General features: G+C 37.5%; 26 protein-coding genes. 16 read left to right on the top strand and 10 right to left on the bottom strand.

Annotated features, from left to right (window positions below):
- Window positions 1-201 precede the first annotated feature (201 nt).
- From speD to QMN76_RS09430, 4 genes are all read left to right on the top strand, one after another.
- Window positions 202-666, top strand: coding sequence for an adenosylmethionine decarboxylase (gene speD, locus QMN76_RS09445; RefSeq protein ID WP_034340517.1), 465 nt, complete (start codon window positions 202-204; stop codon window positions 664-666).
- 102 nt (window positions 667-768) lie between these two features.
- Entirely contained in the window at window positions 769-1,629 is an 861-nt protein-coding gene (speE, locus tag QMN76_RS09440) for a polyamine aminopropyltransferase (protein WP_282024539.1), read from the top strand.
- A 530-nt stretch (window positions 1,630-2,159) separates the two neighbouring features.
- A complete protein-coding gene (locus QMN76_RS09435) occupies window positions 2,160-2,315 on the top strand; it encodes a hypothetical protein (RefSeq protein ID WP_161631862.1) in 156 nt (51 codons plus the stop codon).
- A 30-nt stretch (window positions 2,316-2,345) separates the two neighbouring features.
- The gene (locus QMN76_RS09430; protein WP_282024538.1) at window positions 2,346-2,897 is read left to right on the top strand and encodes a histidine phosphatase family protein; all 552 of its coding nucleotides are present in this window, start codon (window positions 2,346-2,348) and stop codon (window positions 2,895-2,897) included.
- Here QMN76_RS09430 and cobS read toward each other — a convergent pair.
- Genes cobS through QMN76_RS09415 form a run of 3 tightly spaced genes read right to left on the bottom strand, consistent with a single transcriptional unit; the run spans window position 2,887 to window position 5,992 of the window.
- On the bottom strand, window positions 2,887-3,663 hold the full coding sequence (cobS, locus tag QMN76_RS09425) for an adenosylcobinamide-GDP ribazoletransferase (RefSeq protein WP_282024537.1): 777 nt from the start codon (window positions 3,661-3,663) through the stop codon (window positions 2,887-2,889). The genes QMN76_RS09430 and cobS overlap by 11 nt on opposite strands.
- The gene (locus QMN76_RS09420; RefSeq protein WP_282024535.1) at window positions 3,660-4,679 is read right to left on the bottom strand and encodes a nicotinate-nucleotide--dimethylbenzimidazole phosphoribosyltransferase; all 1,020 of its coding nucleotides are present in this window, start codon (window positions 4,677-4,679) and stop codon (window positions 3,660-3,662) included. The genes cobS and QMN76_RS09420 overlap by 4 nt, the downstream gene beginning before the upstream one ends.
- The gene (locus tag QMN76_RS09415; RefSeq protein ID WP_282024532.1) at window positions 4,676-5,992 is read right to left on the bottom strand and encodes a cobyrinic acid a,c-diamide synthase CobB; all 1,317 of its coding nucleotides are present in this window, start codon (window positions 5,990-5,992) and stop codon (window positions 4,676-4,678) included. Before QMN76_RS09415 ends, QMN76_RS09420 begins: the two co-directional genes overlap by 4 nt.
- Before the next feature lie 22 nt (window positions 5,993-6,014).
- Between QMN76_RS09415 and QMN76_RS09410 the strand changes: the two genes are divergently transcribed.
- On the top strand, window positions 6,015-7,103 hold the full coding sequence (locus QMN76_RS09410; RefSeq protein ID WP_282024531.1) for a cobalt-precorrin-5B (C(1))-methyltransferase: 1,089 nt from the start codon (window positions 6,015-6,017) through the stop codon (window positions 7,101-7,103).
- A gap of 10 nt (window positions 7,104-7,113) precedes the next feature.
- Here the strand turns inward: QMN76_RS09410 and QMN76_RS09405 are convergent, their stop codons facing one another.
- The 4 genes from QMN76_RS09405 to cbiE all read right to left on the bottom strand — a co-directional run bounded on the left by QMN76_RS09405 (window position 7,114) and on the right by cbiE (window position 10,057).
- A complete protein-coding gene (locus QMN76_RS09405) occupies window positions 7,114-7,410 on the bottom strand; it encodes a hypothetical protein (RefSeq protein ID WP_282024529.1) in 297 nt (98 codons plus the stop codon).
- A 276-nt stretch (window positions 7,411-7,686) separates the two neighbouring features.
- Window positions 7,687-8,442, bottom strand: coding sequence for a precorrin-4 C(11)-methyltransferase (gene cobM / locus QMN76_RS09400; RefSeq protein WP_034340502.1), 756 nt, complete (start codon window positions 8,440-8,442; stop codon window positions 7,687-7,689).
- Window positions 8,439-8,831 carry a cobalamin biosynthesis protein gene (locus QMN76_RS09395; RefSeq protein WP_282024527.1) on the bottom strand — a complete coding sequence of 131 codons (393 nt, stop codon included), beginning with the start codon at window positions 8,829-8,831 and terminating at the stop codon, window positions 8,439-8,441. The genes cobM and QMN76_RS09395 overlap by 4 nt, the downstream gene beginning before the upstream one ends.
- Window positions 8,828-10,057, bottom strand: a complete 1,230-nt coding sequence (cbiE, locus tag QMN76_RS09390) for a precorrin-6y C5,15-methyltransferase (decarboxylating) subunit CbiE (RefSeq protein WP_282024526.1) — start codon at window positions 10,055-10,057, stop codon at window positions 8,828-8,830. The genes QMN76_RS09395 and cbiE overlap by 4 nt, the downstream gene beginning before the upstream one ends.
- A gap of 334 nt (window positions 10,058-10,391) precedes the next feature.
- Between cbiE and QMN76_RS09385 the strand changes: the two genes are divergently transcribed.
- Entirely contained in the window at window positions 10,392-11,147 is a 756-nt protein-coding gene (locus tag QMN76_RS09385) for a cobalt-precorrin-6A reductase (RefSeq protein ID WP_282024525.1), read from the top strand.
- Here QMN76_RS09385 and QMN76_RS09380 read toward each other — a convergent pair whose 3' ends face one another.
- A complete protein-coding gene (locus QMN76_RS09380) occupies window positions 11,148-11,636 on the bottom strand; it encodes a nuclear transport factor 2 family protein (RefSeq protein ID WP_282065993.1) in 489 nt (162 codons plus the stop codon).
- Complete coding sequence (locus tag QMN76_RS09375) at window positions 11,615-12,280, bottom strand: nucleoside/nucleotide kinase family protein (RefSeq protein ID WP_282065992.1); 666 nt, start codon at window positions 12,278-12,280, stop codon at window positions 11,615-11,617. The genes QMN76_RS09380 and QMN76_RS09375 overlap by 22 nt, the downstream gene beginning before the upstream one ends.
- A gap of 260 nt (window positions 12,281-12,540) precedes the next feature.
- Between QMN76_RS09375 and QMN76_RS09370 the strand changes: the two genes are divergently transcribed.
- Window positions 12,541-13,611: a hypothetical protein gene (locus tag QMN76_RS09370; protein WP_282065991.1), complete on the top strand. Its 1,071-nt coding sequence runs from the start codon at window positions 12,541-12,543 to the stop codon at window positions 13,609-13,611.
- A 278-nt stretch (window positions 13,612-13,889) separates the two neighbouring features.
- On the opposite strand, the gene QMN76_RS09365 is transcribed toward QMN76_RS09370, so the two are convergent.
- Window positions 13,890-15,302: a carbohydrate porin gene (locus QMN76_RS09365; RefSeq protein WP_034340482.1), complete on the bottom strand. Its 1,413-nt coding sequence runs from the start codon at window positions 15,300-15,302 to the stop codon at window positions 13,890-13,892.
- Between the two features lie 515 nt (window positions 15,303-15,817).
- Here QMN76_RS09365 and QMN76_RS09360 point away from each other — a divergent pair.
- The 9 genes from QMN76_RS09360 (at window position 15,818) to cobJ (ending at window position 24,754) form a co-directional block, all read left to right on the top strand.
- Window positions 15,818-16,054 carry a hypothetical protein gene (locus tag QMN76_RS09360; RefSeq protein ID WP_282024516.1) on the top strand — a complete coding sequence of 79 codons (237 nt, stop codon included), beginning with the start codon at window positions 15,818-15,820 and terminating at the stop codon, window positions 16,052-16,054.
- A 27-nt stretch (window positions 16,055-16,081) separates the two neighbouring features.
- Entirely contained in the window at window positions 16,082-16,375 is a 294-nt protein-coding gene (locus QMN76_RS09355; protein WP_282024515.1) for a hypothetical protein, read from the top strand.
- 94 nt (window positions 16,376-16,469) lie between these two features.
- On the top strand, window positions 16,470-17,501 hold the full coding sequence (gene cobW, locus QMN76_RS09350) for a cobalamin biosynthesis protein CobW (protein ID WP_034340479.1): 1,032 nt from the start codon (window positions 16,470-16,472) through the stop codon (window positions 17,499-17,501).
- An 80-nt stretch (window positions 17,502-17,581) separates the two neighbouring features.
- Window positions 17,582-17,791: a hypothetical protein gene (locus tag QMN76_RS09345; protein ID WP_034340477.1), complete on the top strand. Its 210-nt coding sequence runs from the start codon at window positions 17,582-17,584 to the stop codon at window positions 17,789-17,791.
- Window positions 17,792-18,084: 293 nt separating this feature from the next.
- The gene (gene cobN / locus QMN76_RS09340; protein WP_282024512.1) at window positions 18,085-21,438 is read left to right on the top strand and encodes a cobaltochelatase subunit CobN; all 3,354 of its coding nucleotides are present in this window, start codon (window positions 18,085-18,087) and stop codon (window positions 21,436-21,438) included.
- Window positions 21,431-22,636 (top strand): precorrin-3B synthase, encoded by a 1,206-nt coding sequence (cobG, locus tag QMN76_RS09335; protein ID WP_282065989.1) that lies wholly within the window; start codon window positions 21,431-21,433, stop codon window positions 22,634-22,636. Before cobN ends, cobG begins: the two co-directional genes overlap by 8 nt.
- A gap of 13 nt (window positions 22,637-22,649) precedes the next feature.
- Window positions 22,650-23,285: a precorrin-8X methylmutase gene (locus QMN76_RS09330; RefSeq protein ID WP_282024510.1), complete on the top strand. Its 636-nt coding sequence runs from the start codon at window positions 22,650-22,652 to the stop codon at window positions 23,283-23,285.
- A 3-nt stretch (window positions 23,286-23,288) separates the two neighbouring features.
- Window positions 23,289-23,996 (top strand): precorrin-2 C(20)-methyltransferase, encoded by a 708-nt coding sequence (locus QMN76_RS09325; RefSeq protein ID WP_034340468.1) that lies wholly within the window; start codon window positions 23,289-23,291, stop codon window positions 23,994-23,996.
- 5 nt (window positions 23,997-24,001) lie between these two features.
- Window positions 24,002-24,754 carry a precorrin-3B C(17)-methyltransferase gene (gene cobJ / locus QMN76_RS09320; protein WP_282024508.1) on the top strand — a complete coding sequence of 251 codons (753 nt, stop codon included), beginning with the start codon at window positions 24,002-24,004 and terminating at the stop codon, window positions 24,752-24,754.
- The last annotated feature ends 30 nt before the right edge of the window (window positions 24,755-24,784 follow it).

The raw sequence follows: 24,784 nt of genomic DNA, 5'->3' as shown, positions 1-24,784 counted from the left end.
ATAAGGGGTCATATAGTAACGCAAGTATGACACTAGTCATTTTTTCCATGGAATATAGAGTAACTTTGAGAAATTTGATTAAGCTACGGTTTAAATTAAATGCTCTTTAAGTTATATCGGATTATATTCTAATTTCGAATTCTTTTGGCCCAAGGGGGCATTTATGCCCAACAGGCTATCTACTGGTTAAGGGGTACGTTGATGAACGCACTTGCTCAACTGGGGATGGTCTCGGAAACTCCGAGAAATAACCAGGTTTCGGGCGATCTTGCACATGATATGGAAGATCGTAAAGATTATTTTATTGTTAGAGACGGTATGCGTTTCGCGGGGACACATTTACTTGTGGATCTATGGGATGCCACGAATCTAGATTCTCCTGAAGAAATTGATCGCGTGTTACGTGAAGCTGCTATTGTTGCAGGCGCAACAATTTTGCACAGTCATTTTCATCATTTCTCCCCAAATGGTGGGGTTTCTGGGGTGGTTGTATTGGCTGAGAGTCATATTTCGATTCACACATGGCCAGAGCGTAACTTTGCTGCTTTGGATATTTTTATGTGTGGTTCGTGTGATCCATACACATCGATTCCTGTATTGCAACGTTTCTTTAAACCAGAACGTATCGTTTTGGATGAGCAAAGACGCGGCAAAGAAAATCTCTAAGAGTTGATTATTATCAACTATATTTACAGATGAACCAAGGCTGGGTAAGTTATGATTGCCCGGCTTTTTTATGCTTTAAATTATTTTATACGGAGCAATAAGATGTCTGAAAAATGGATAGATGAAACACTTTACAATACTTGGAAGCAAAGCTTTCGTGTTGATAAAGAGTTGGCTCGTAAGAAATCTGAATTTCAAGATATTCAAATTATTGAAAACGAATTTTATGGGCGTGTGTTGTTACTTGATGGGGCTACACAAATTACTGAAAAAGATGAATTCGTTTACCAAGAAATGTTAGCACATGTACCATTACTGACGCATGGAAATGCTAAAAATGTTTTGATTATTGGTGCTGGTGATGGTGGTGTTTTACGTCGCGTATTACAACATCCTGAGGTTGAAAAAGCCACAATGGTTGAAATTGATGGAGATGTTGTCGCGTTATCAAAAGAATTTTTACCCAAGATATCTGCGGGTTGTTGGGATAATCATAGAGCAGAAGTTATCATTGGTGATGGTATTCAATATGTTGCTGATGCGAAAGACGAAAGCTTTGACGTTATTATCGTAGATAGTACAGACCCTATTGGTGTTGGAGAGGTTCTTTTTACTGATGCTTTTTATCGTGACTGTGCACGTATTTTGACACCACAAGGGTTAATTGTTAATCAATGTGGTGTTCCGTTTATGCAAGCAGATGAGTTGCGTGAGACCAGTTTACGCCGTGCTCAATTTTTTGATTATGTTTCTGCTTATGTTGTTGCAGTACCAACTTACATCGGTGGATTTATGACCTTGGGCATTGCTGGTAAAGGGGATAATCATACGAAACAGCGGGTTTCTGTTATTGAGGAACGTGCGCAAAAAGCAAATATTTTAGGTCACACTCGATATTGGTCACCCGAAGTACATACAGCATCTTTTTGTTTACCTCCTTATATTCAAGAACAGTTACCTTAATTTAAGAATAGGGTAAAATCGGAAAGTTATAGATCGTTCGAGAATTCCCTATATAGAAATTGGTTAAGAAGGTTGTATAATTTTTTAATTTGATGAGCATATCGTTTGACTCATAGAAATTGCCTAAGCACACAATCTTCTTAATATACATGCAGATTATATAGTGTTTGATTTGAACAAACCTATAAAAACTATCATAATTCATAGGTTTAAAAACTGATATTATAACTTAAGATTACAAAATCTATTGCGATTCTGAGTCAAGTAATAAACATTCAAAATTTAATCTGCCGAATTCAAATTAATATATCCATTGTAGTTATTCCTTAATTTTAATTTTGTAATTTTACAGTTTATGTCATGGTAAATTCATTTTATTGAAAAATAGAGCATATTAGCTATAGTAAATTGTAAATTAGATTAAATATTTTATAATTTAATATTATGTTTTGAAATCGTTTGGTATTTATTGAATAATATAGATTGTCGTTTTTTTCATATTGTTTTTCAAAGGATAAAAGGAGAAAATAATGAGTCAGGTAATTATCCTGTTGTCCGCATGCATTATGATTTTAGTAATGATTTCTATTTTTTATTCTTTATGGGATATTTTACTAGGTCGTTGGTCAGAAAAGAAACGAATACAAAATCAGATAGATGATCAAAACGAGTTTGATAATAATTAAATTATGTGATTTTAATATATAATGACTGATATGAATATTAGAAAAAAACAAGTCTGTTATAAAATTGGGCTTATGCGTCATCCTCCTGTCGATGTTCCTGTGGGTTTATGTTATGGGCATATGGATGTTCCTTTGAAAGAACATTGGGAGCAATATGCTATTTTACCTGATAATTTTCAAAATATAACAATTTATGCTTCCCCTTTATCTCGATGCTTAAAATTGGCACAAAAAATAGCCGAAAAATATCAACTTTTTTGTAAAACAGATAACCGTTTACTTGAGTTTCATTTTGGCCATTGGGAAGGAAAACTATGGGATGATTTACCAAAAGAATTAATTGATGATTGGGCTCAAACACCTTGGGAATGGCAGGTTCCTGGCGGTGAAAGTGGACAAATTCTCTTTGATAGAGTGTTAGAGCTTTGGACAGAAATTCAACAAAAACAAGAAAATGTATTGATTGTCTCACATGCAGGCCCATTACGGTTATTACGACAAGTTGCTCTTGGTAAATCTGTAGAGTTGCTAGGAGAGTTACCCGAGTTTGGCAAATTAGAAATCTTTGATTTTAAACTGTAAAAATTGTGCTGGTAATTAAAATACCAGTAGCAACAAGCGTTTGTATCGCCCCCAAAATATCGCCTGTATAACCCTCAATATGTTTTTGTGTGTATAGCGTGATTCCAGCAGAGATAAGTGCTGATAGTATTATATAAACTATTGCTGCCATCCATGGAGTTAATGCGAAAATAAGGAGTAATGTTGATAAAATGGCGATGAGGATAGAGGAGCGAGGAATATTAACTAACGAACTGGCAAGTCCGTTATAACGCGCAGGTTGACTGCAACAAATTGGTAATAAGATTGAAATGCGCGAAAGAACGGCCGTAATGATTAAAACCATCGTAGCATATGTTGTATTATAGCGTGCTAGAAAAGATAATGCACTAACTTGCAAACCTAATATAATAAATAAAGTTAAAACTCCATAGCTGCCTAAACGGCTATCTCGCATAATTTCTAGTTTATGCTCCTTATTTTTGCCCCCGCCAAATCCATCGGCCATATCGGCCAAGCCATCTTCATGCAATCCACCAGTAAGCAAAAATTGAATCCCTAAAATCAGGAAAGCAATAATCCAAGCGGAAGGAATAAGATGGCAAGTAAGTTTAAAAATAATGCTGATAATTAAGCCAATAATTAAGCCTATCCACGGCCATGTCCAAATGGCACGACCAAAAGAGAATGGAAAGTCTGACCGATAAAGCCATTGGACGGGTAGGCGTGTAAAAAAAGATAGCCCACAATAAAGATCAGCGTGAATTTTTCTTAGAACTATTATCATACTTGAGGAGGGGGGAGACCAGCATCTTTGAAACTGTTCATGCCTGTATAACAAGCCAAAGCCCCTTTTAAAATCGGAATAATGGTTGCTGCACCTGTTCCTTCTCCCAGACGCATATTAAAGGCGATCAGAGGGTAAAGCCCCAGATTACCAGCCAGTAATAAATGCCCTTTTTCAGCAGAAAGGTGGCTAATTTTGGTATGTTCCAACCCTGTTTGATTTAATTTTTGCAATGCGGCAACGGCTGCTGTGCAAACAAATCCATCCAGTAAAACAGGGATGTTTAAATGACGGGCGGCCAACACTGCACCGAATAGCGCTGCATGCTCGTACCCACCCAAACGTCGACAAACTTCTAGAGGATCACCAAGAGCTGTCTCATGCAAAGCAAGAGCTTTATCAACAGCTTTTTGCTTGTTATCTGTATGTTCTGTTGCCGTGCTTGTACCTTTGCTGACCCATTGAGCCCCATCTCCACCATATAAAGCTGCACTGAGTGCTGCGGCAATAGTAGTATTCCCAATGCCGACTTCACCTAAACAAAGTAAGTCAATATTAGGGGTCACTGCGTTGTATCCAGCTTTAACGGCTTGTAAAAACTGTTTTTCTGTCATCGCTGGTGCTTGGCAAATATTCTCTGTAGGGTCTAAATTATTGACGGGAATAACGCGCAATTCTACGTTGGCATTTTTTGCAAGTTGATTAATAGCAGCCCCCCCTTGATTAATTTGGGCAATCATCATTTCAGTAATATTTGAATGATAAGGGGTAACGTTTTCCGCTGTAACACCGTGATTACCAGCGAAAATGATGATACAAATACGATCCAAGGTTGGTATAGACTTTTTTTGCCATGCAGCTAACCATCCAACAAGGTTTTCTAATTCGCCCAGACTTCCAGGGGGTTTCAATAAAGTTGCCTGACGTTTATAGGTCGCTTGTTCGCTAGCGTCATCCTTAGCAGGTAGCTCGGTACATGCTTGGCGTAATTGATCTAATGTTTCAAAATTTTTCATGGTTGTAATGCAATACTATGGAAAAAACAGCCTGTAATATGGTTTCGCCGTCCACCCTCTGCCCCAATAGGGTTTCCTGTGCCGTCGGTAAGCGTAGCATAAGCAAGATCATGCCCAGGGTCAATAACAGTGGCATAATGAAACTCATGCCCGTGGATCAATTCTTGTTTAGGTGTATTCAGGGTTGCCTTACGATAGCCCAGATGCATCTTACGTTTTTCATAGCTACATGAATGGCTTAATAGCCCCAGCATGTGATGAGAAACACCATCTTTATCAACTAACCTATTTCCCATCACCATATAGCCTCCGCATTCACCGTGTACAGGACGTGTAAGGGAAAAATGCTGCATACCTTGGATGAAGTGTGTTTGATTTGCAAGTTGCCCTGCATAAAGTTCAGGATAGCCTCCAGGAAGCCAGCAAACATCACAGTGCTCGGGTGGAGCTTCGTTATTCATAGGAGAAAAAAAGTGAATGTTTGCTCCTTGGTTTATCCATCCATCAAGAATATGTGGATAGATAAAACTAAAAGCGATATCTTTGGCAATGGCGATATGCTGTCCGAGTGGTAGTAAGGCAGTAACGGGTGAAGTTTTAGGAATAGTAATTGTCGTATCAAGATTGAGTAATGCGTTAATATTAATATGTTGTTCGGCAATATCAGCAAGGTGATTTAAATGTTGATCTAAATCATGATGTTCTTCGGCTTGAATTAACCCTAAATGTCGTGCAGGCAAATGCAAAGATGGATCGCGTGGAATTGATCCCAGCACAGGAATATGAATGCGTTTTAGTGCGGCCTCGGTGCTGGCAAGGTGGCGAGGAGAGGCAACATTATTTAAAATAACCCCTTTGACTTGAATATTTGGATTAATATTGGCAAACCCATAAGCAATAGCAGCAGCAGATTGAGCTTGTCCTGTAACGTCCATTACTAAAATAACAGGCAGTTTATAACGTTCTGCTAAATCTGCTCCACAACCGCGTTTGCCATTTTCAGTTTCAATACCGTCAAAAAACCCCATTGATGATTCTATGATGGTTATGTCAGTATCGTTAAGCGTAGAAGCAAAAAGATAATCCAGTAAATCAGGTGGCATTGCCCAGCTATCTAGATTAAAAGAGGTGGCTTGTGTTGCAACACTATGAAAGGCGGGATCAATATAATCTGGCCCTGATTTTGCCGCATGTACTTTGATATTTCTGCGTCGCAAGGCAGTCAGTAACCCCAAGGTGATTGTGGTTTTGCCACTGGCAGATTTCGGGGCAGCGATAATGAACCCCTTTGCGTTTTGTTCAGAATGCGTCATAGTTTGCTTTATAGGAAATTAAATGAACCAAGAGAATAAACAATTACGATATGGATGGACAACGGGAGCTTGTGCAACAGCTGCTGCCAAAGCTGCTTATCATGCCATACATAATGGTTTTTTCTTGGATTGTGTAGAGATTACCCTGCCACAAGGTAAAAAAGTTACTTTTTTTCTGTTAAAAAAAGAAATTATTAGTGCCAATTGTGCGATTGCATCGGTGATTAAGGATGCAGGTGATGATCCTGATGTCACACACGGCGCAGAAATTATAGTGCAAATTAAAAAGATAGCCAAAGGTGAAGGTATTGTTTTTAAAGCAGGTGAGGGTGTTGGTACGATTACTAAACCTGGATTACCTTTGGCTGTTGGTGAGCCTGCAATTAACCCTGTGCCCAGACAAATGATTTGCAATGCTTTGGCAGAAATTACAGCTGATCCCGATGCTGAGGTGACCATTGGAGTGACGAATGGTAAAGAAATTGCCCTAAAGACAATGAATCCGCGTTTGGGAATCTTGGGTGGGCTGTCTATTCTAGGGACGACAGGAATTGTTGTGCCGTTTTCTTGTGCGGCATGGATTGCCAGTATTCATCGTGGGATTGATGTAGCACGTGCAGAGGGAATAGATCATTTAATTGCTTCGACAGGCAATGTATCGGAAAGAGCTGCGCAAAAACTGTACGATGCTCCTGAAAGTGCTTTGATAGAAATGGGTGATTTTGCAGGTGGAGTTTTAAAATATATTAAAACCCATCCTGTGAAAAAGCTAACATTGGCTGGCGGGGTTGCGAAAATGACTAAACTCGCCCAAGGGCATTTGGATTTACACTCTAAACGTTCCTCTGTGGATCTGAACTTGCTAGTTGAATGGGTGGTACAGCTTGGTGCTGATGAAGATCTAGTATCTCAGATAAGAAAAGCCAATACAACGGCTGAGGTATTTTTCTTATGTCAAGGGAAAATACCTTTGGGGGATTTTGTTGCTGGGAAAGCGTTTAAAATAGCTCAGCAAGTGCTTGTTCCTGTCTCAATAAAGTTAGAAATACTTTTATTTGATCGGCAAGGACAATGCCATGGTATAGTGGCGAATGGTATTCATTTATCTTGATATTTTAGATTCAAACGGATGTTGGTATCTCTCGTTTTTTAAGGTTTTCCTCTACACGTTCATGCCACTCTTTTATGACTTTTGTAGTATCGGCATCACTATTAGCACCTTTTTCCAGAGTTCCTCTTGGTTGTGGTAATTTTTCTCCCCACAGCTCGCAATCTAGAACTCTAATTGGTCGTCTATGTACAATCCATTTTGTCTTCGAATCTTCATCTTCATGTAGCTCATATGCTCCACCGATGATTTGAACTAATGCTATTAATCTAGCATCATTTTTTATTGCTACTATATCGTTTATAGACATATCATTCTTGAATTGTGATATAGCAATTTCCCCTTTTTCCCTTTTCCCATTGGCCTAGAACTATAAATTTATTATGTTCGAGAATGCTACAAAGATATTTATCAGCATAGGATGTATCATCAGGGTGCATTTGCATGTGCCAGTAAGTAATCATTTTTGCTATCCTATTAATTTGAAAAAATAAAAACAGGTTACTTTGTTGTGTTGATTACAAAACAAGTAGTATATCCTAGTGTTTTTTCAAATTTATCAATAAAAACTTGCAACTTTTACTTTTTAAATAACTTTAAACCGTCGTTGATATTCGATACTATATAGCGCACTTTCGGTTACATGTTGATCATGTAAAGCACGCCCTACCATAATCAGAGCAGTGCGCTCGATAGGTTGTTGGTTGAACTGCTCAAGTATCGTGCCGAGGGTTCCCTTTAAAATCTGTTCATTTTCCCAAGTGACTCTGGCGGCAATTACAACAGGACAATCTGTTCCATAAAATGGGACTAAGCGTTCAACGATTTCCTCTAGACGATGAATTGCCAAGTGTAAAACCAAGGTGCAACCTGTTTTGGCAAAGTTTTCTAAAGTTTCAGATGCAGGCATGGTTGAAGCTCTGCCTGAAATGCGGGTTATTACCACAGATTGAGCGACTTCTGGTACTGTAAGTTCTTTTTCTATCAAAGCAGCAGCGGCGGCAAAAGCGGGAACACCAGGCGTTAAGGTATAGGGAATATTATGCTTTTGCAGACGGCGGATTTGCTCAGAAACGGCACTATAAACGGACAGATCTCCAGAATGAAGGCGAGCAATATCTTGGCCTGCTTTATGCGCTTTGATATATTCTGCTTCAATTTGATCAAGATTTAGTGGAGCTGTGTCAATCAAAGTGGCATCGGAAGGGCAGAAATCTAACATTTCCTTGGGGACAATAGATCCTGCATAGAGGCATATAGAACTTTCAGAAAGGATTTTATGCCCACGTAGGGTTAATAAATCCACAGCACCAGGGCCAGCACCAATGAAATGAACAGTCATGAAGGGTCTCCTTTAAGGGCTACGGAAAAACTAACTTTGTTATAAATGATTTTAGGGATCAGTAAATGATCATTTTGACCCATCATTGCTAAGACACAGGCTTCGGCAACAGCGCCTAGTCCAATATGTTGTGCTGCCATAGGGGAATAGCTTTGGCATTGAGGTTGCAAATTTTTTAAGGTTTCATAGGAAATATAATGCACAGGAGCATCTATTAGAGTTTGCAATTGAAGTGTATTCTGATCTTGCTGTTTAAACGCGGCAAGCGCCAAGGTTATTAATGTATATTGATGTTGTTTTAAAAAACAATCTAAAGTTTCTTTTAGATTAATCGCAGTGCTTTTTTTGGAGAACCCCATGCCGATGATAGCAGGTTGTAAGTGCGTCATAGTGTGTCTGCCGGTTTGACAACAACATATTGAGTAATGGCACGGGCAGGTTTAAAGCCGTGATATTGCCCCAATGGTTCGTAATGCTCTATATGGAGGCGAGTAATTTCGCCGCCCCATTCTTGTTGGGCTTTAAATAGTAAGCTATCACCTTCGATTGTTACAGAGTTGATGACTAACCTTCCCAATGGTTGTAGAGCGTCCCAAACGGTTTCTAGTAATTGTGGTGAGGTTAATCCTCCACCAATAAAAATAGCATTCGGCCTAGGTAAATTCTGTAATGCTTCAGGGGCTTTGTCTTCAATGATTTGTAAGGATGGCACGCCCAGTTCAACTGCATTTTCTTTTGCACGTTTGGCACGATCAGCGTGTGGTTCTATGGCGATTGCTTTACAAGTAGGATGGCTTAAGATCCATTCAATCGCAATAGAGCCAGACCCAGTGCCAATATCCCATAATAATGCACCTGGATAGGGTTGTAGTGCAGATAACGTATTGGAACGAATAGCTTGCTTTGTCAGTTGACCATCATTGTTAAACCAATGATCTTCTCGCCCATGTGTAAAAGGTAAGGGAATAAAATTATCTAATTCAAGCGCAACCATATTTAAAGGATAGATATTATTAGGGATGGGGGTGTTTTGAGAAAGATGATGGATATTTTCGTTAGGCCCACCAAGAGCTTCTAAAATATAAAAATTTTTATAGGATATGCTCCATTCTTGTAGCTTTTGATGTATTTGATAGGGTGTTTGCGAATCAGCGGATAAGATCAATAATCGTCGATAAGGAGTTAAGGCAGGACGTAATGTTTCTATGGGACGTCCACATAAAGAAACCGTTTGGATATGTTGTCCATGCCAACCAAGTGCATTGCAAGCTAATGTATAAGAGGAAATGGCAGGAAAGCTTTCCCATTCTTTATGGGTTAAATTATTTATAGCTAGAGGGCCGATACCATACCAGAAAGGATCTCCGGATGCTAAAATTACTACGGGGCTTGGTTTTACTTCTATCATAGCTTGTAAAGAGTGTTGAATTGGATTGGACCAGGTTTGTTTTTCCCCATTTATCAACCTATCAGCAAGGGTAAGGTGACGTTTTCCGCCGATAACTAGGCTAGCTTGTTGAATACGTTTTTTTGCGGTGTGGCAAATTTGATCGATACCATTTTCACTAATGCCAATAATACTTAAAAATGCTTTAACAAAGTCATTATTTTTCATTTCAAATAAAAACGCCTCTTATTGTAACGTAAAACATGTATGGTTTATATGATGTATTATTCTATTTATCTAATTTTTAATAAAATAGCTTAATAAAAATATTAACATGTTTTTTAATAGAATATGTTCATGTCTTTTGTGCCAAACTGGACTGTCAGCTAAAGGATAATCAAGATTTTTCCAGATTTTATAAAATATCACCAATTCGCTATTTAAGCAGCTTATATGGGGATAAATTCTTCTTAGAAAGCTTATATTCTTTATTTATACACTGGTATTCGTTTTGTATATAGCTTACTATAACGTATAGTTACCTAGATATGTTATTGAATAGATGTATAAAATTCAGAAAAAAATTTTATTATTAGGAGGAACCACAGAAGCCTCTAATTTTACTAAAAACGCTGTTAATCAAGATAAATTTAATATTATTTTTTCATTGGCTGGTGTGACTAAAAATCCAGTTTTACCACCACAGGTTCAAATAAGAATAGGTGGATTTGGTGGGATGATAAAAATGGCAGAATGGATTAAAAATCATCATATAGATGCAATTATCGATGCCACTCACCCTTTTGCACAACAAATTACCCGAAATGCTTATCACGCTGCACAAATAACAAATACTGCTTTTTTACGTTTAGAACGACCAGCTTGGGTTAAAGAAAACGGGGATATTTGGTGTGAAGTTAACAGCCCACAAGATGCAGTTACAGCATTAGGTCAGTATCCTAAAAATGTTTTTGTAACAATTGGGCGTAAAGAGCTACTTACTTTTAAAGAATGCAAGATACCGCATCATTATTGGATACGCAGTGTTGATAGGCCAGAAGACATATATATCCCTGATAATGCCCAGCTTATTCAGGCTAAAGGGCCATTTAGTGAAGCAGATGAAATCGCATTTTTAAAGCAATATCAAATTGATTATATTATCAGTAAGAATTCTGGTGGTAAAACAGTTTATGCAAAGATTAGTGCAGCTCGAAAATTACATATTCCTGTTATTCTAATTCGAAGACCAAGCATGGAGCCTATGCCATGTATGTATACATGGCAAGAGGCTTATCAATGGGCTTTGAATATATAATTATAAACCCAAAGATGACAAATTAGGATAATTATCAGGTCTGACCCCTGGTTGCCATAAAAATTGACGTTCAGTTTCTTTAATCGATAAATCGTTGATACAAGCAAATCTTTTGCTCATTAAACCATATTCATCAAACTCCCAGTTCTCATTTCCATAAGAGCGAAACCAATTTCCATGATTATTATGCCATTCATATGCGAAGCGAACGGCTATTTTATGATCTGTAAAAGCCCATAATTCCTTGATTAAGCGGTAACCCAGTTCAGATTGCCATTTTCGGGTAAGAAATTGAATAATTTCTTGACGACCTGTAATAAACTCCGAGCGATTGCGCCATTGACTATCTATTGTATACACTAAGGCTATCTTTTCTGGGTTTTGGTTATTCCAGCTATTCTCTGCCATTCTTACTTTTCGGGTGGCAGTTTCTAATGTAAAAGGAGGCAAAGGAGGGCGTTGTTCAATCATTTTGCTGGATTGTTCCATTCAATAACCAGATCAGTATTTTCACGATTTTTTTCAATCAGTTGTGCGTTGGGTTCATCAGTTTGTTCAACCCAAGCTTTGGCTTCCTCTATGGAGCGGCCAAAATAATGATGGCGTTCAACCAAACGTTGTTGTCGATCAGAAACTGGAGCTGTTACAAACCATTTCTCATCAAAAATTGGAGATAAAGTTTTCCATTCGCCTTGTGAAAGTAACAGATAGTTTCCTTCGGTAATAATTAAAGGAATATCAGAAAAAATCGGGATGGATCCAGCAATAGGCTCTTCGATAGTACGATAAAATTCAGGTGCATATATAATCTCACCAGCTTGTTGTTTTTTTAACCGTTCGATTAGAGATTTATATCCCCAAACATCAAAAGTATCGGGGGCACCTTTGCGTTCTTTGCGTTTTAGACGTTCAAGTTCTTTGTTTGAAAGATGATATCCATCCATTGGAACAATCATAGAGATATCTGCAAGCGCTTCGTGCAGTAATCTTGCAACCGTTGATTTGCCAGAACCTGGCGCCCCTGCAATAGCGAGTATTGTACGCTTTTTCTTTTGTGCCAAAGTTTTGGCACGATTAATATATTCTTGAGCTAGAGCAAGTCCTTCAACAGGGTTTTCACTGATACTTCCCATGATGGTATCCTTTTCAAACGTTCAATTTGTTTTAGAATAATACAAATTTGAAAAAGTAAAAGTTATTCTTATGAAAAGTTTTAATGAAGTTGTTTGACAAGAGCTTAAGTATTTATTGTATTAAATCATATCGCAAGCAACCTAATATTTGACGTTTATAGTGTAAAATAAGGTATAATAAAATTGGAGATTACTGCTAATGAAGTATGATTTTCTAAAATAACCTTTTTTCTATTTCGTTATCTATAACAGAGGTCAATATGAATATTACCAAAAAAGAGCAAAAAATTATTCAGCGAGCTCTTACAGAGTGGGAATCTCATGGCGATCTTTCTTCTGAAAAAAGACAGCAATTATCTGACAGCTTAAATATAGCAACGTTTGATTGGAAACGTCTTAGTCGTTATAGTTTTTGGGCCGCTTCTATTTGCATAGTGGTTTCAATGGGAAGCTTGTTTGCTGATTCGTTTTTAATGGAATATTTAGGTCGATTTATCAATTATTTGAATAATTTTGTTCTCTATGTAATTGATAACGTATTCGTAATACGTATTTTGTTTCCAACCCTAATTGCTTTGGGATGTTATGGTTGGGGTTTTTACAGACAACGATCTCAAGAGCAATGGCATTATAGTACAGAAGCCATTTTATTTTTTGGTGTTGTGTTTACAGCTTTAGCAATCTCACAATTAGGCGTGGCCTTAGATAATGGCAGTGGTCATATCGCACCACTCTTTTTAATTGGATGCATAATCTATGGTTTAATAGGGTTCGTTGCACGTTCAGGGATGATATGGTTATTTTTTCTTTTATCTCTTGGTAACTGGTTTGGTTTAGAAACAGGGTATATGTCAGATGGGGGAACTTATTGGCTAGGAATGGGATATCCTATTCGGTTTGTCTTATTTGGAAGTGTATTGTTATTCCTTTGTTTTGTTACGCAATCACTATTACAACAACGTCATTTATTAACGATCAGCAAAATAATGGGATTACTTTATTTATTTGTTGCCTTATGGATATTGTCGATCTTTGGAAACTACAGTTTGAATGAGTGGCATAGGTTACATCAAACAGCATTATTGCCGTGGGTTATATTATTCTTTTTAGCATCGTTGCTTTGTATTTATATTAGCCTTAAAACAGATGACGGTATGTTAAGAGGCTTTGGATTAACCTTTTTAGGAATTAATATATATACGCGTTTTTTCGAATATTTTTGGGATAATATGCATAAAGTTATATTTTTCTTAATTCTTGGGATATCACTAGCAATTATTGGCCGTTACGCTGAGAAAATTTGGCATACACAAAGTAAAAATTGTGAATAATTATTTGGAATAAATTGTGTATAATAGGGAGCAATATGATGGATTATATGGCGCCATGCGGATTGACAAAGTAAAATTTTATACTTTGATATACATAGACTTAATCATTTTATTGAAGATCCAGCAGTTACAATATGATAAAAATGAATATGTTTTTCTGATAGAAAATAGATACAAGAACATTTATCACCAACAGTGATTATTAGTGATAAATGTTTTTTTAATAGTAATTAATTTTTGTTTTTTAAAAATTTAATAAATATAAGTTTTCTTTGTTATTAAAAGACAACATTTGTATGCACACCGAATACAACAGCATCATTATAAAGATTTTTATATGCGCCAACTTTATGAAAATATTCGAAAACGGGCATAATTTTAATTCCTTTATAAGCTGCAATTCCATAGTTTAACTCGAATACCATGGCATTTGATTGCGCTGAGATGGCGTTATTGAGTAAGCTATAACTGCCATTTTCCATGAACATGTCCCCTTGTGACATCTGATATTTTTGTGCACCTCTCAGTGAGCGGGGAATGGTGTAATATGTCATCATAAAACCAATTTGATCATAGGGTCTGGCATGCCAAAATCCACGGTCGAGAAAACCGATATTATAATAATCTTTAAAACTGCTTGTTGATGGAGATTGATGCCCCCAATTGCCTAATATATATAAACCATGAGTTTCCATAGGATCATTACGATGGATCATTTGCCCAAACATTATCCAATATTGAGTGGCACTATCTTGTTTACCTGATTCTGTGACTTGTGAAGACCAAGTATCAAATTTACTGGTATCGTAACCTCCACCAATACGGTAATATCCATCTAACTGATTTTTTCCAAATTTGGGATTGTAACCAAATTCAACAGGGATAAATGCACCTGTTGCGTGCTTTGTTCCCCATGAAACTCCTGCGGGTCCCCCTTGACCTGTATCTCCAAAAGGGGAACTTTCATAGGCACCAACTTGGAAAGTAAATTGATCAGTAATATTATATAAAATCCGTCCTGCCCATACGTTATTTGGCCATGCAGAATATCCTTGTTGTGCACCCATGCTGGTCATCTGACTACAAGTCGCTGCCGTTACATATTCACAGGCAAACGGGCTGACCGCAAAGTCGCTTCCCACGTCATAGCGGCCTATTTTAATATTGATTTTATTATTCCATAATGCTTGTTCAGCATATAAATTATATAAACGTAAAAAACGACCATTACTGCTGCCATAGATTTCTTGAGTATTCATATATGGATCGCCAACATAATCTGCACTGGTATTACGTCCAGCTAAATTCATAGCGATTAAATGGGTAGAAAACCCTTTCCAACCAATAATTTTTTCCCAGTCAATATCTAGCGTAAATTCAACTTCATGCGCGTAATCAGCCCCCTTTTTTTTGCCACCTCGAACCACGCCTGTTGTTTCAGAAATCCAATTAAGGCCAAATTGAATACCATATTGTTCTAGATATTTATTAGCACCTTCAGAAAAAAGGGCTTCATCGGGATCATAAGCTGTATCAATATGATAAGGTGTTGCTTCTGTAGGTTCATTGTTTTTTACAACTGATGTTGAATCCTTAGATTCCTTAGTCGCACTTTTGTCTGCATCAGCTTTAGATTGTGCATATGCGCTGGGAAAACTGCAGCCTAATAAAAAGGCGGAATATATATACATAGTCTTAAAACAATATTTAGTAACCATACAGAACAACCTATGAAAAAACGTAATATTTATAAATAAAGTAGTATTGTTAATAGTATTAATATAAAAGTAACATTTTCGTAATTTTTTTCAAATTTATTTTATTAAAATTTCAAAAATTAATTGCTAATTGTAATATAATTGCAATATGGATTATTCGATTTATATCGTTACAAAATTTAACGGAATAAATTCAATTAAATATATCATGTACAAACAGATTATATCGTCTGCATTATATGATTTCATATCTCTAATTAAAATGGATTGATAATGAAGTATATTTTGAATTTAAATATGCATTACCCTTTGTAATTGTTGCTTTGGTTGGGTACAGCCTACATAATTCTGGCCCTGTTATAACTTCTGCTGCATCTGCTGGTATATCTGCTTCTAATGAGACATATCGATAAGCAGAAAAAGGACGTCTGGGAACCTAATGGGGTGAAAATGTTTCTTCTGCTGTGACAAATGTCAATACACAGCGTATGACTGCTCAACCAATCGCAATAGCCAGTATATATTACAGTGAAACAACACCAAAAGATTATTGGCAAAGAGTAGATATGGTCTATTTGCAGAAAGTGAATTTAGATATTGAAAAAGAAAATGGAGGTCGTTTTAAAATGGCTTATACAGCTCCCAATACTTATCAGTTAAAAGCAAAAGAAGGCCAACGTTATAAGCTGTATTTTTATAATAGTGATGACAAACAGTCTTATTAAATTATTGCGACAGTTGATGGTATTGATGTGCTTTCAGGACTAAAAGGCTCTGTTAAAAATGCAGGGTATATTATTTATCCCAATCAGTCTTTGACGATCGAGGGTTTTCGTAAAAGCAGTTCAGATGTTGCATCCTTTCGTTTCTCTAAGCCACAAGACAGTTATGCAGCGCATTCTGTAGCAGGAGATATCAATAATACAGGTATTATTGGGGTGGCTATATATCCAACAACACAAAATGTAGTGAAAGATTGTCGCCAACAAGCTTTCCCACAAGATAATGGATATGCACCAGGCCTTATCGTAAATAATTTTTTGTGATCTAAGAATTGCATTTTTTGAGCTCTTTCCTTCAGAGAATAAAAACAGTAAGCTGTGTAATCCACAAACTTACTGATAAAGACAGGACAAACAGATGCAATCCACTCGTGTTCCAGCAACCATCATTTCTGGTTTTTTAGGTGCAGGTAAAACCACATTACTGCGTTCGTTAATGGAACAAGCTTCTCATAAAAAAATTGCGATTATTGTCAATGAATTTGGTTCTTTGGGAATTGATGGGGATATTTTAAAAAATTGTGGTGTCCCTGGTTGTACCGAAGAAAATATCGTAGAGCTGGCCAATGGATGTATTTGTTGCACGGTTGCCGATGAATTTCTACCCACGATGGAGGCTCTGCTAGACCGTAAGGATCCTCCAGAACATATTATTATTGAAACCTCTGGATTGGCATTGCCAAAACCTTTGATCAAAGCGTTTAATTGGCCCAGTATTAAAACCAGAATGACGGTTGATGGGGTCGTAACTTTGGTGGACTCTCCCGCAGTATTGGCTGGGCAGTTTGCAGATGATCCTGATGCAGTGGCACAACAACGTGCTGCTGATCCTTCTTTGGACCATGATAATCCATTGCATGAAGTATTCGAAGATCAACTTTGTTCTGCTGATTTGGTTATTTTAAACAAAATTGATTTGATTACGCCTGAACAAGCACAACAACTCACCAAAGATATTCAAAAGGAACTCCCTAAAGCTGTGAAGATTATTCATGCGTCACACGGGAAAATTGATCCAGAAATTATTTTGGGAATTAATGCCGCTGCCGAAGATGATTTGCATTCTCGACCTTCTCATCATGACGCAGAAGGCGAAGATCATGAACATGATGATTTTACAAGTTTTGTGGTGACGATCCCAACGACAGATAACCCAGAAAAGTTGGTTCACAAGTTAATTCAATTAGCGAACACACATGATATTTTGCGCATTAAAGGTTACGTGAATATTGCGAACAAACCGATGCGTTTAGAAATCCACGGTGTAGGTCAACGGTTTAACTATCATTTTGATCGCGCATGGCGTGCAGATGAAAGTCGTGAGAGTAAATTGATTATCATTGGGGAAACAGGGATAGATCAAGAAGCTATTCGATTGGCGTTACAATAGTTTTTAATCAGCTTTTGCGATTATCAAACAAACATGAAATAGCTATAATGCTTAATTTATTTGATGAAAGATTGAAGATAATGGGTAATTATGTCACTTTAGTTGTAGCTATTTCAACTTGTTTAATTGGTATCATTACTTCCATTATTGCTTATTCTCAAATGAAAATAGCGAGTGCTAAAGTAAAACTTGATTTGTATGAGCGGCGCTTTAATGTTTATGTAGCTGCATTAAATAATTATAAAGCATTGTATAGCAACCAATTAAAGAAGAAACAATATGCAAACTAGAGCTTGTAAAGGCTTATAGAGAATCAAAATTTCTTTTTAATAAGGATGATGGTATTAGTAAAATTTTAGATACAATAATCAAATCTGGTGCACAAATTGCGCCATATGTTGATTATGCATAGACGAATGGATATTTAGATCCAAACAATTCTCATAAAGAAGCGCTTTATGCTCCAACAATTATTTACGAGAACCTTATAGAGCTAGAGAAAAAACTGTATATTCAATTTGAGAATGTAAAAGGTTGGACATTATTCTAAACGAATTGCTTAATATTTTAAAAGAGACACTTAATGCATTTACTGGTTCGTGAAATTAAAACTTTGGATGAGCAAGCTCCTGCCGAGGATTTGCAACATAAACCAGCGGATATTTTATTTTTGTCTTTTTCAGATAGCGACCTGAATATTATAGCGCAATGTTTGGAACAAAGTGAGTTTCAAACAACCTCTATTCGATTGGTTCCCTTACAACGTTTGCGTCACCCAATGTCGGTGGATTTGTATATTGAGGACACACTCAAGAAATCTAAATTTGTCATCTTGCGTCTTTTGGGTGGGATTGAATATTGGCGTTATGGAACAGAAGAAGTTGTAGCCTCCTGTAAAGCACATAATATTCCTTTACTGGTGATTTCTGGTGAAGGATATGATGACCCCAAATTGGATGAGCTTTGTGCAGTTCCAATGGAACTCTTAACGCAATTCAAAGCGTTCTTTTATGAGGGAGGTGCTCATAATTATGCACATATTTTGCGTTTAACGAACCATTATTTAACTCAAAAATCCTATCAGGCTAATCCTGAAAATTTGCCGATGGTTGGGGAGCATTTTTTTCCTTTTAAGCATTATGAAAATCAACCAACTATAGTTATCTTCTTTTATCGCACACATTTATTAGCGGACAATATTGCGCCCATTACTTTACTGGCTCAGCGTTTTTCTGAAAAAAACAACAATGTAAAAGCGGTTTATCTTTCTTCGTTAAAAGATCCAACAGTGTCTTATTGGGTTTCTGATTTTTTACAAAAAACTCGTCCACAACTTTTATTAAATGCAACCTATTTCTCTATTCAGCAAGATCCAGAATGTTCGCTTTTTAAACAAATAAATGTGCCTGTTTTACAAATGCTGCAACCTGGGAATAGCAAAGCACTATGGGAACAAAGTTTTCGGGGGTTATCGCAAACCGATCTTGCTATTCAAGTTGTCTTACCTGAGCTTGACGGGAAAATCCTCACCACAGCTATCGCGTTCAAAAAAGAAGAAAATGGTCGGCTTTGTTATGAGCCGTATTCTGAGGGTATAGATCTTGTTATTGATCGTGCGTTGGGTTGGATTAACCTGTCGAGTAAAGCAAATAAAGATAAAAAAATAGCTTTGTTTTTATCAAACTATCCCGGTGTTGGCGGACAAGAAGGCCATGCCGTTGGGTTGGATAGTTTTGCGAGTTTATATTATATTTTACAATGGCTGCATGATGAAGATTACACTGTTGCGCAACATATTCCATCAAGTGATGAATTAACTGCCATTTTATGTAAAAAAGAAGCTTACAAGATATTAAGCATCAATGAGTATAAAATACTTTTTTCAGAGCTCCCAATAGGGTTTCAACAAGCAGTTTTAAAAAACTGGCCTGATGTCGAACAAGATGAAACACTTCAAAACGGATTTTTTACTTTACGTTATCTAAAGCTGGATCATATTGTGATTGCCATTCAACCCGAAAGAGCGACAATTACCGATCATAAAACTTTATATCATGATCCAGATACCCCCCCTTCACATGGATATATTGCAACCTATTTATGGTTACGAAAAATACAAGAAATTGATGCGATGATTCATCTTGGCACCCATGGCACAACGGAGTGGTTGCCGGGTAAAGCCACCGCCTTATCTGATGAATGTGCACCTGCTGTTTTATTGCGAGGCCTACCTGTAATATATCCTTTTATTGTGAATAATCCAGGCGAGGCAGCATGTGCTAAACGCAGATTGGGGGCGGTAACGATTGGACATTTAACGCCACCTGTGAATAAAGCGATTTTAAGTGGATCTGCTGCAGAGTTAGAGCGCCTTATTGATGATTATGCCGAGGCTGATGGCTTGGATCGCAGGCGTAGTCAGTTACTATTAGGCGCAATTTTAGATAAAGCTGAATCTTGTGGCCTATTGGCTGAAACAGGAATTAATCGCCAAGAAAGCGGTGATGAAATTGCCTTAAGTCATCTTGATGCCTATTTGTGTGATGTCAAAGATTTACAAATCCGTGAAGGGTTGCATATTTTCGGCATGCCTCCAGTAAAAAAACAGCAAATTTTAGATAATATCCAAGCATATGCACCTGACAAAATCGCTGAGCTTAAGGAAAAATTGGATCAGTGCGCAGATCAAGAAAAATATGCTTTATTAAATGCACTTTCTGGAAAATTTATAGAGCCAGGCCCCGCAGGTGCGCCGACCCGTGGGCGTCTGGACGTGCTTCCGACAGGGCGTAATTTATATAGCGTTGATCCCAGAGCCATTCCCACTCAAACAGCTTATTTATTGGCACAAAAAGCAGCGGACCAATTATTGTTACGATACCTGCAGGAAAATGGGGATCATTTACGTCATTTGGTGATTGATTTATGGGGCAGTACAAATCTCAGAACAGGGGGAGAAGACCTTGCCTTGGCATATATCTTAATGGGGGCAAAACCTTTATGGGATCCAACCTCAGGCAGAGTGCATGCTATTGAGATTACGCCTTTGCCAGAAATGGATCGCCCTCGTGTTGATGTAACCTTGCGTATTTCTGGTTTTTTTCGTGACGCTTTTGAAGTCCAAATTAATAATTTTGATCAAACGATCAAAGCCATTGCTTTGCGAGATGAATCAGCTGAATGGAATCCTTTGGCAGGCCTATATCAAATAACACCTCCTGAAGCACGTCAGCAAGCATTAACGCGCATTTATGGCACTGCTCAAGGTAATTATGGTACAGGTATAGAGCACCCGCTTAGTACAGGGAGTTGGCAAGATCAAAAAGAGCTTGGCGAGTTATGGTTAAAGAATTCAGCCTATGGATATGGTCAGGATAAAAATGGCGAGTATGATCAGCAAGGTTTTGCCGATCGATTAAAAACAACACAAGCTTTTTTTCATAGCCAAGATCATGCTGAAATTGATTTATTAGACAGTCCTGATTATGCTGCTCATGAAGGTGGTTTTGCTGCTGCTGCCAAGCTTTTTGATAACTATCCTGTCTTATATCATGTGGATACATCCAAAGCTGAAACGCCCAAAATTCGGTTATTAGTTGAAGAAGTAAACCGTATTACAAGAGGGAGGGTTGCCAACCCTGTATGGATTAACTTCATGATGAAACACTCTTATCGAGGTGCTGCTGAAATTGCCAGATCAGTTGATGCTTTATTTGGATTTGCTGCTACCTTATCGCATCGTTTTGATCAGCAATTCAACTTGGTTTTTGAAGCAACTTTGGGTAATGATGAGGTTAAAGATTTTTTAATAAAAACCAATAATGAGGCAAAAAAAGCCATTCAAAATCGCTTTAAAGAAGCACAAGAACGTGGATTATGGCATCCTCGTTCCAATAGTGCTGCCATGATTTTGAACGAGGATGAAGAGGATGAATAATATTCGTAGAGGATGGTGTCCTTCATTATTTAAACCGATGGAAACAGGAGATGGTTTTTTATGTCGCATTAAACCTTTTTTTGGTTCGGTTACTTCTGATCAGGCGCAATTCGTTGCGGAAATATCCGAACAATATGGCAATGGCTATATTAATCTTTCTCAAAAAGGAAATTTACAATTACGAGGGTTTACTCGCGAAAATATAGATTTGGTCATCCCCCAAGTTATTAAAGCGCAATTAAGTTCTGATACGGCGAATATGGAAGAAAAGCGTAATATTATGATATCGCCTTTATGGGATATCGATTCATTAAGACACGCCGAAGTTTATGATATTGCCCAAGAGTTACAAATTGCATTACAAAATCATCCTGATATTCATCCTTTAACAGGAAAATTTAGTTTCCTGATCTCTGGGGGCGAACAATATGGGTTACAAAAAATTTATAATGATGTGAATATTCGTGCTTATAAAGATCAATGGATTGTTCAATTAGGAAAATTTGAACAAGTGATCCTATGTGAAAAACAACAGCTTGTTCCGCTTATTTTAGAAATTATGCAATTTTGTATTCATCATCAAATCAAGCGTTTATTAGAGTCTCAAAATGCCGAGCAATATTTAAAAGAATGTGTCTACCCAACTATTTATTATAAAAATGTAGAAGATCAACATTTACTACCTCTAGGTTTTGTAGAACTTTCGACTATATCTTTCGTCCATATTGGTGTTCCTTTTGGATTGATTAATGCAGGACAATTATCTGATCTTGCAAATTTTGCTGAGCAATACGGAAATGGCACTATGCGTTTTACACCATGGCGCAGTATTATTTTGCCAGATTGCGAACAAGAGGCTTTAGAAAAGCTTGGTGACTTTATTACAGACGATCATGACCCTAGATTGCATATTACTTTATGTCCTGGAAAACCTTCTTGTATACAAGGACAACAAGCAACGATGCAGGATGTCTTTGATTTAATTCCTATTTGGAAAAATCAAAAACAGATATTGCATCTTTCGGGTTGTGCCAAAGGATGTGCTTCCCCTGGAATTAATCCTGTTACGTTGAGTGCAACGGCTGATGGATATAATTTAATTTTAAATGGGAAAGCAGATCAAAAACCATCTTATCGAAATCTCAAATTGACAGAAATACTCAATTTGCTACAAACAGAATTCTGTAATTCTCATTAAGAAAAGCTGTTTGATGTCTTTATATGATTATATCCATGATGGCCAAGCAATTTATAAGCAATCTTTTGCAACGATTCGCCATGAGGCTGATCTATCAAGTTTTACCGAGGATCAAGCGAGAATTGCGGTGCGGATCATTCATGCTTGTGGTCGTATTGAGATAACCGAACAACTGGTCTTTCATCCTCAAGTTGTAAAGGTAGTAGAGAAAGCTTTACAGCAAGGTAAGCCTATTTTTTGTGATGCAGAAATGGTAGCACACGGGATTACGAAACGTAGGCTGCCACAAAATAACGACATCATTTGTACACTCAATCATCCTGACACACCCAAAATGGCGCAAATACTGCAAAATACACGCTCCGCAGCAGCAGTTCATTTATGGGGAGATGCACTTGAAGGTGCCGTGGTTGTTATTGGGAATGCCCCGACAACGTTGTTTCATTTGATTAATTTACTAGAGGATAAAAAAATTCCTTATCCAGCAGCAATTATTGGTGTTCCTGTTGGATTTGTTGGGGCAATGGAATCAAAAGAAGCTTTGGTAGAGTGGGGTAAAATTCCTTATCTTATTGTTAAGGGTCGTCAAGGTGGCAGTGCGATGGCGGTTGCAGCGATCAATGCTTTGGCTCAAAAACAGGAAATATAATTTATGAGTGGTCATTTATATATTCTTGGCATGGGGCCTGGTGATCCTGAGTTGGTAACTCGTAAAGCCGAACGAATTTTACGTTATATTTCTTTTTATGCTTATTTTGCCAAAAAAGGTGAAGTTGGTCATGCTCGTAAAATAGCTGACGATATGATAGTATCAACGCAGCAAGAGTTACGTTTTGAATATCCAATCACGACCGAAATTCCGCATAAAACTAATGAATACAAGCAGGCTTTATCTTTGTTTTACGATGAATGTGCTGATATAATAGAACAGCATTTAAAAAACAACCAAGATGTAGCGTTGCTATGTGAGGGTGATCCTCTTTTTTATGGGTCAGCTATGTATATTTTGGAGCGTTTGCAACCCAGTTATTCGACACATATTGTACCTGGTATTTCTGCGATGAGTGGGTGTTGGAGTAATGCGCAACTTCCTATTGTGAAATATGAGCAAACATTGACCGTGTTACCTGCGACATTATCCTCAGAAGAACTGGTTACCAAACTTTGTTATTGTAATGCTGTTGTTATTATGAAAATAGGGCGAAATTTATCCAAGGTTAAGCAAGCATTACAAGAAGCCAATATGTATGATAAAGCGATCTATATTGAGAGGGGAACCCAAGTTCAAGAGAAAATTATGCCACTATCTGAGTTCACAGGTATCGCCCCTTATTTCTCTTTAATTCTGATTGCGGGATAATAATCATGAGCGGACATGTGTATATTATTGGTTTGGGCCCTGGGGAACAGAATTTACAAACAATAGAAGTGGAGGCTTTATTGCCAACTTTGACGGATATTATTGGCTATGGTCCTTATGTTAATCGTGTGCAAGTGCCAGAACATATTCTTAAACATATTTCTGATAATCGTGAAGAATTAGATCGTGCACGTCATGCGTTATTATTGGCGCAACAAGGGCAAAGGGTTGGTGTGGTATCTTCTGGTGATGCTGGTGTTTTTGCTATGGCCAGTGCAGTATTTGAAGCCATTGAACATGGTGATCCTTCATTTAAAGATATTGAGGTTACCGTTTTACCTGGTATTTCAGCAATGTTTGCCGCAGCCTCTCGGTTGGGGGCACCTTTGGGGCATGACTTTTGTGCGATTTCTTTATCGGATAACTTAAAACCGTGGGAAATCATCTTAAAACGATTACGGCTGGCAGCTCAGGCGGATTTTGTTATTGCGTTATATAATGCGGTATCTAAGGCTAGACCTTGGCAATTGGATACTGCACTTGATCTTTTAAGAGAAGAGTTACCTTTAGATATTCCTGTTGCTTTTTGTCAGGCGATCTCGCGTGATAATGAGCATATTGAGCTTACGAATTTAAAAGATGCGTGTGCTTCTATGGGAAATATGCAAACTTTGATTTTGATTGGCAGCAGGTATAGTAAATTGATGCAAACCAACCAAAAGACTTGGTTTTATACGCCCAGATCAATCAAATTATAAAATAATGCAGGATAGTTTATTTTATCCTGC

Origin of the sequence: Commensalibacter papalotli (ex Botero et al. 2024) (genome assembly GCF_947179115.1) — a bacterium.
Lineage (GTDB): Bacteria > Pseudomonadota > Alphaproteobacteria > Acetobacterales > Acetobacteraceae > Commensalibacter > Commensalibacter papalotli.
The sequence above is the reverse complement of the archived record's forward strand: the minus strand, read 5'-3'. Positions and strand labels throughout refer to the sequence as shown.

Excerpts from the sequence above, each read along its gene's own strand:
- QMN76_RS09365 (WP_034340482.1), bottom strand. The coding sequence starts at position 15,302 with ATGTATATATATTCCGCCTTTTTATTAGGCTGCAGTTTTCCCAGCGCA.
- cbiE (WP_282024526.1), bottom strand. The coding sequence starts at position 10,057 with ATGAAAAATAATGACTTTGTTAAAGCATTTTTAAGTATTATTGGCATT.
- QMN76_RS09345 (WP_034340477.1), top strand. The coding sequence starts at position 17,582 with ATGGGTAATTATGTCACTTTAGTTGTAGCTATTTCAACTTGTTTAATT.
- speE (WP_282024539.1), top strand. The coding sequence starts at position 769 with ATGTCTGAAAAATGGATAGATGAAACACTTTACAATACTTGGAAGCAA.
- cobJ (WP_282024508.1), top strand. The coding sequence starts at position 24,002 with ATGAGCGGACATGTGTATATTATTGGTTTGGGCCCTGGGGAACAGAAT.
- cobN (WP_282024512.1), top strand. The coding sequence starts at position 18,085 with ATGCATTTACTGGTTCGTGAAATTAAAACTTTGGATGAGCAAGCTCCT.
- QMN76_RS09375 (WP_282065992.1), bottom strand. The coding sequence starts at position 12,280 with ATGGGAAGTATCAGTGAAAACCCTGTTGAAGGACTTGCTCTAGCTCAA.
- QMN76_RS09325 (WP_034340468.1), top strand. The coding sequence starts at position 23,289 with ATGAGTGGTCATTTATATATTCTTGGCATGGGGCCTGGTGATCCTGAG.
- cobM (WP_034340502.1), bottom strand. The coding sequence starts at position 8,442 with ATGACTGTTCATTTCATTGGTGCTGGCCCTGGTGCTGTGGATTTATTA.
- QMN76_RS09405 (WP_282024529.1), bottom strand. The coding sequence starts at position 7,410 with ATGTCTATAAACGATATAGTAGCAATAAAAAATGATGCTAGATTAATA.
- QMN76_RS09415 (WP_282024532.1), bottom strand. The coding sequence starts at position 5,992 with ATGACGCATTCTGAACAAAACGCAAAGGGGTTCATTATCGCTGCCCCG.
- QMN76_RS09380 (WP_282065993.1), bottom strand. The coding sequence starts at position 11,636 with ATGGAACAATCCAGCAAAATGATTGAACAACGCCCTCCTTTGCCTCCT.
- QMN76_RS09435 (WP_161631862.1), top strand. The coding sequence starts at position 2,160 with ATGAGTCAGGTAATTATCCTGTTGTCCGCATGCATTATGATTTTAGTA.
- QMN76_RS09370 (WP_282065991.1), top strand. The coding sequence starts at position 12,541 with ATGAATATTACCAAAAAAGAGCAAAAAATTATTCAGCGAGCTCTTACA.
- QMN76_RS09430 (WP_282024538.1), top strand. The coding sequence starts at position 2,346 with ATGAATATTAGAAAAAAACAAGTCTGTTATAAAATTGGGCTTATGCGT.
- QMN76_RS09395 (WP_282024527.1), bottom strand. The coding sequence starts at position 8,831 with ATGACGCACTTACAACCTGCTATCATCGGCATGGGGTTCTCCAAAAAA.
- QMN76_RS09330 (WP_282024510.1), top strand. The coding sequence starts at position 22,650 with ATGTCTTTATATGATTATATCCATGATGGCCAAGCAATTTATAAGCAA.
- cobG (WP_282065989.1), top strand. The coding sequence starts at position 21,431 with ATGAATAATATTCGTAGAGGATGGTGTCCTTCATTATTTAAACCGATG.
- QMN76_RS09420 (WP_282024535.1), bottom strand. The coding sequence starts at position 4,679 with ATGAAAAATTTTGAAACATTAGATCAATTACGCCAAGCATGTACCGAG.
- QMN76_RS09385 (WP_282024525.1), top strand. The coding sequence starts at position 10,392 with ATGTATAAAATTCAGAAAAAAATTTTATTATTAGGAGGAACCACAGAA.
- cobW (WP_034340479.1), top strand. The coding sequence starts at position 16,470 with ATGCAATCCACTCGTGTTCCAGCAACCATCATTTCTGGTTTTTTAGGT.
- QMN76_RS09410 (WP_282024531.1), top strand. The coding sequence starts at position 6,015 with ATGAACCAAGAGAATAAACAATTACGATATGGATGGACAACGGGAGCT.
- QMN76_RS09360 (WP_282024516.1), top strand. The coding sequence starts at position 15,818 with ATGACTGCTCAACCAATCGCAATAGCCAGTATATATTACAGTGAAACA.
- cobS (WP_282024537.1), bottom strand. The coding sequence starts at position 3,663 with ATGATAATAGTTCTAAGAAAAATTCACGCTGATCTTTATTGTGGGCTA.
- speD (WP_034340517.1), top strand. The coding sequence starts at position 202 with ATGAACGCACTTGCTCAACTGGGGATGGTCTCGGAAACTCCGAGAAAT.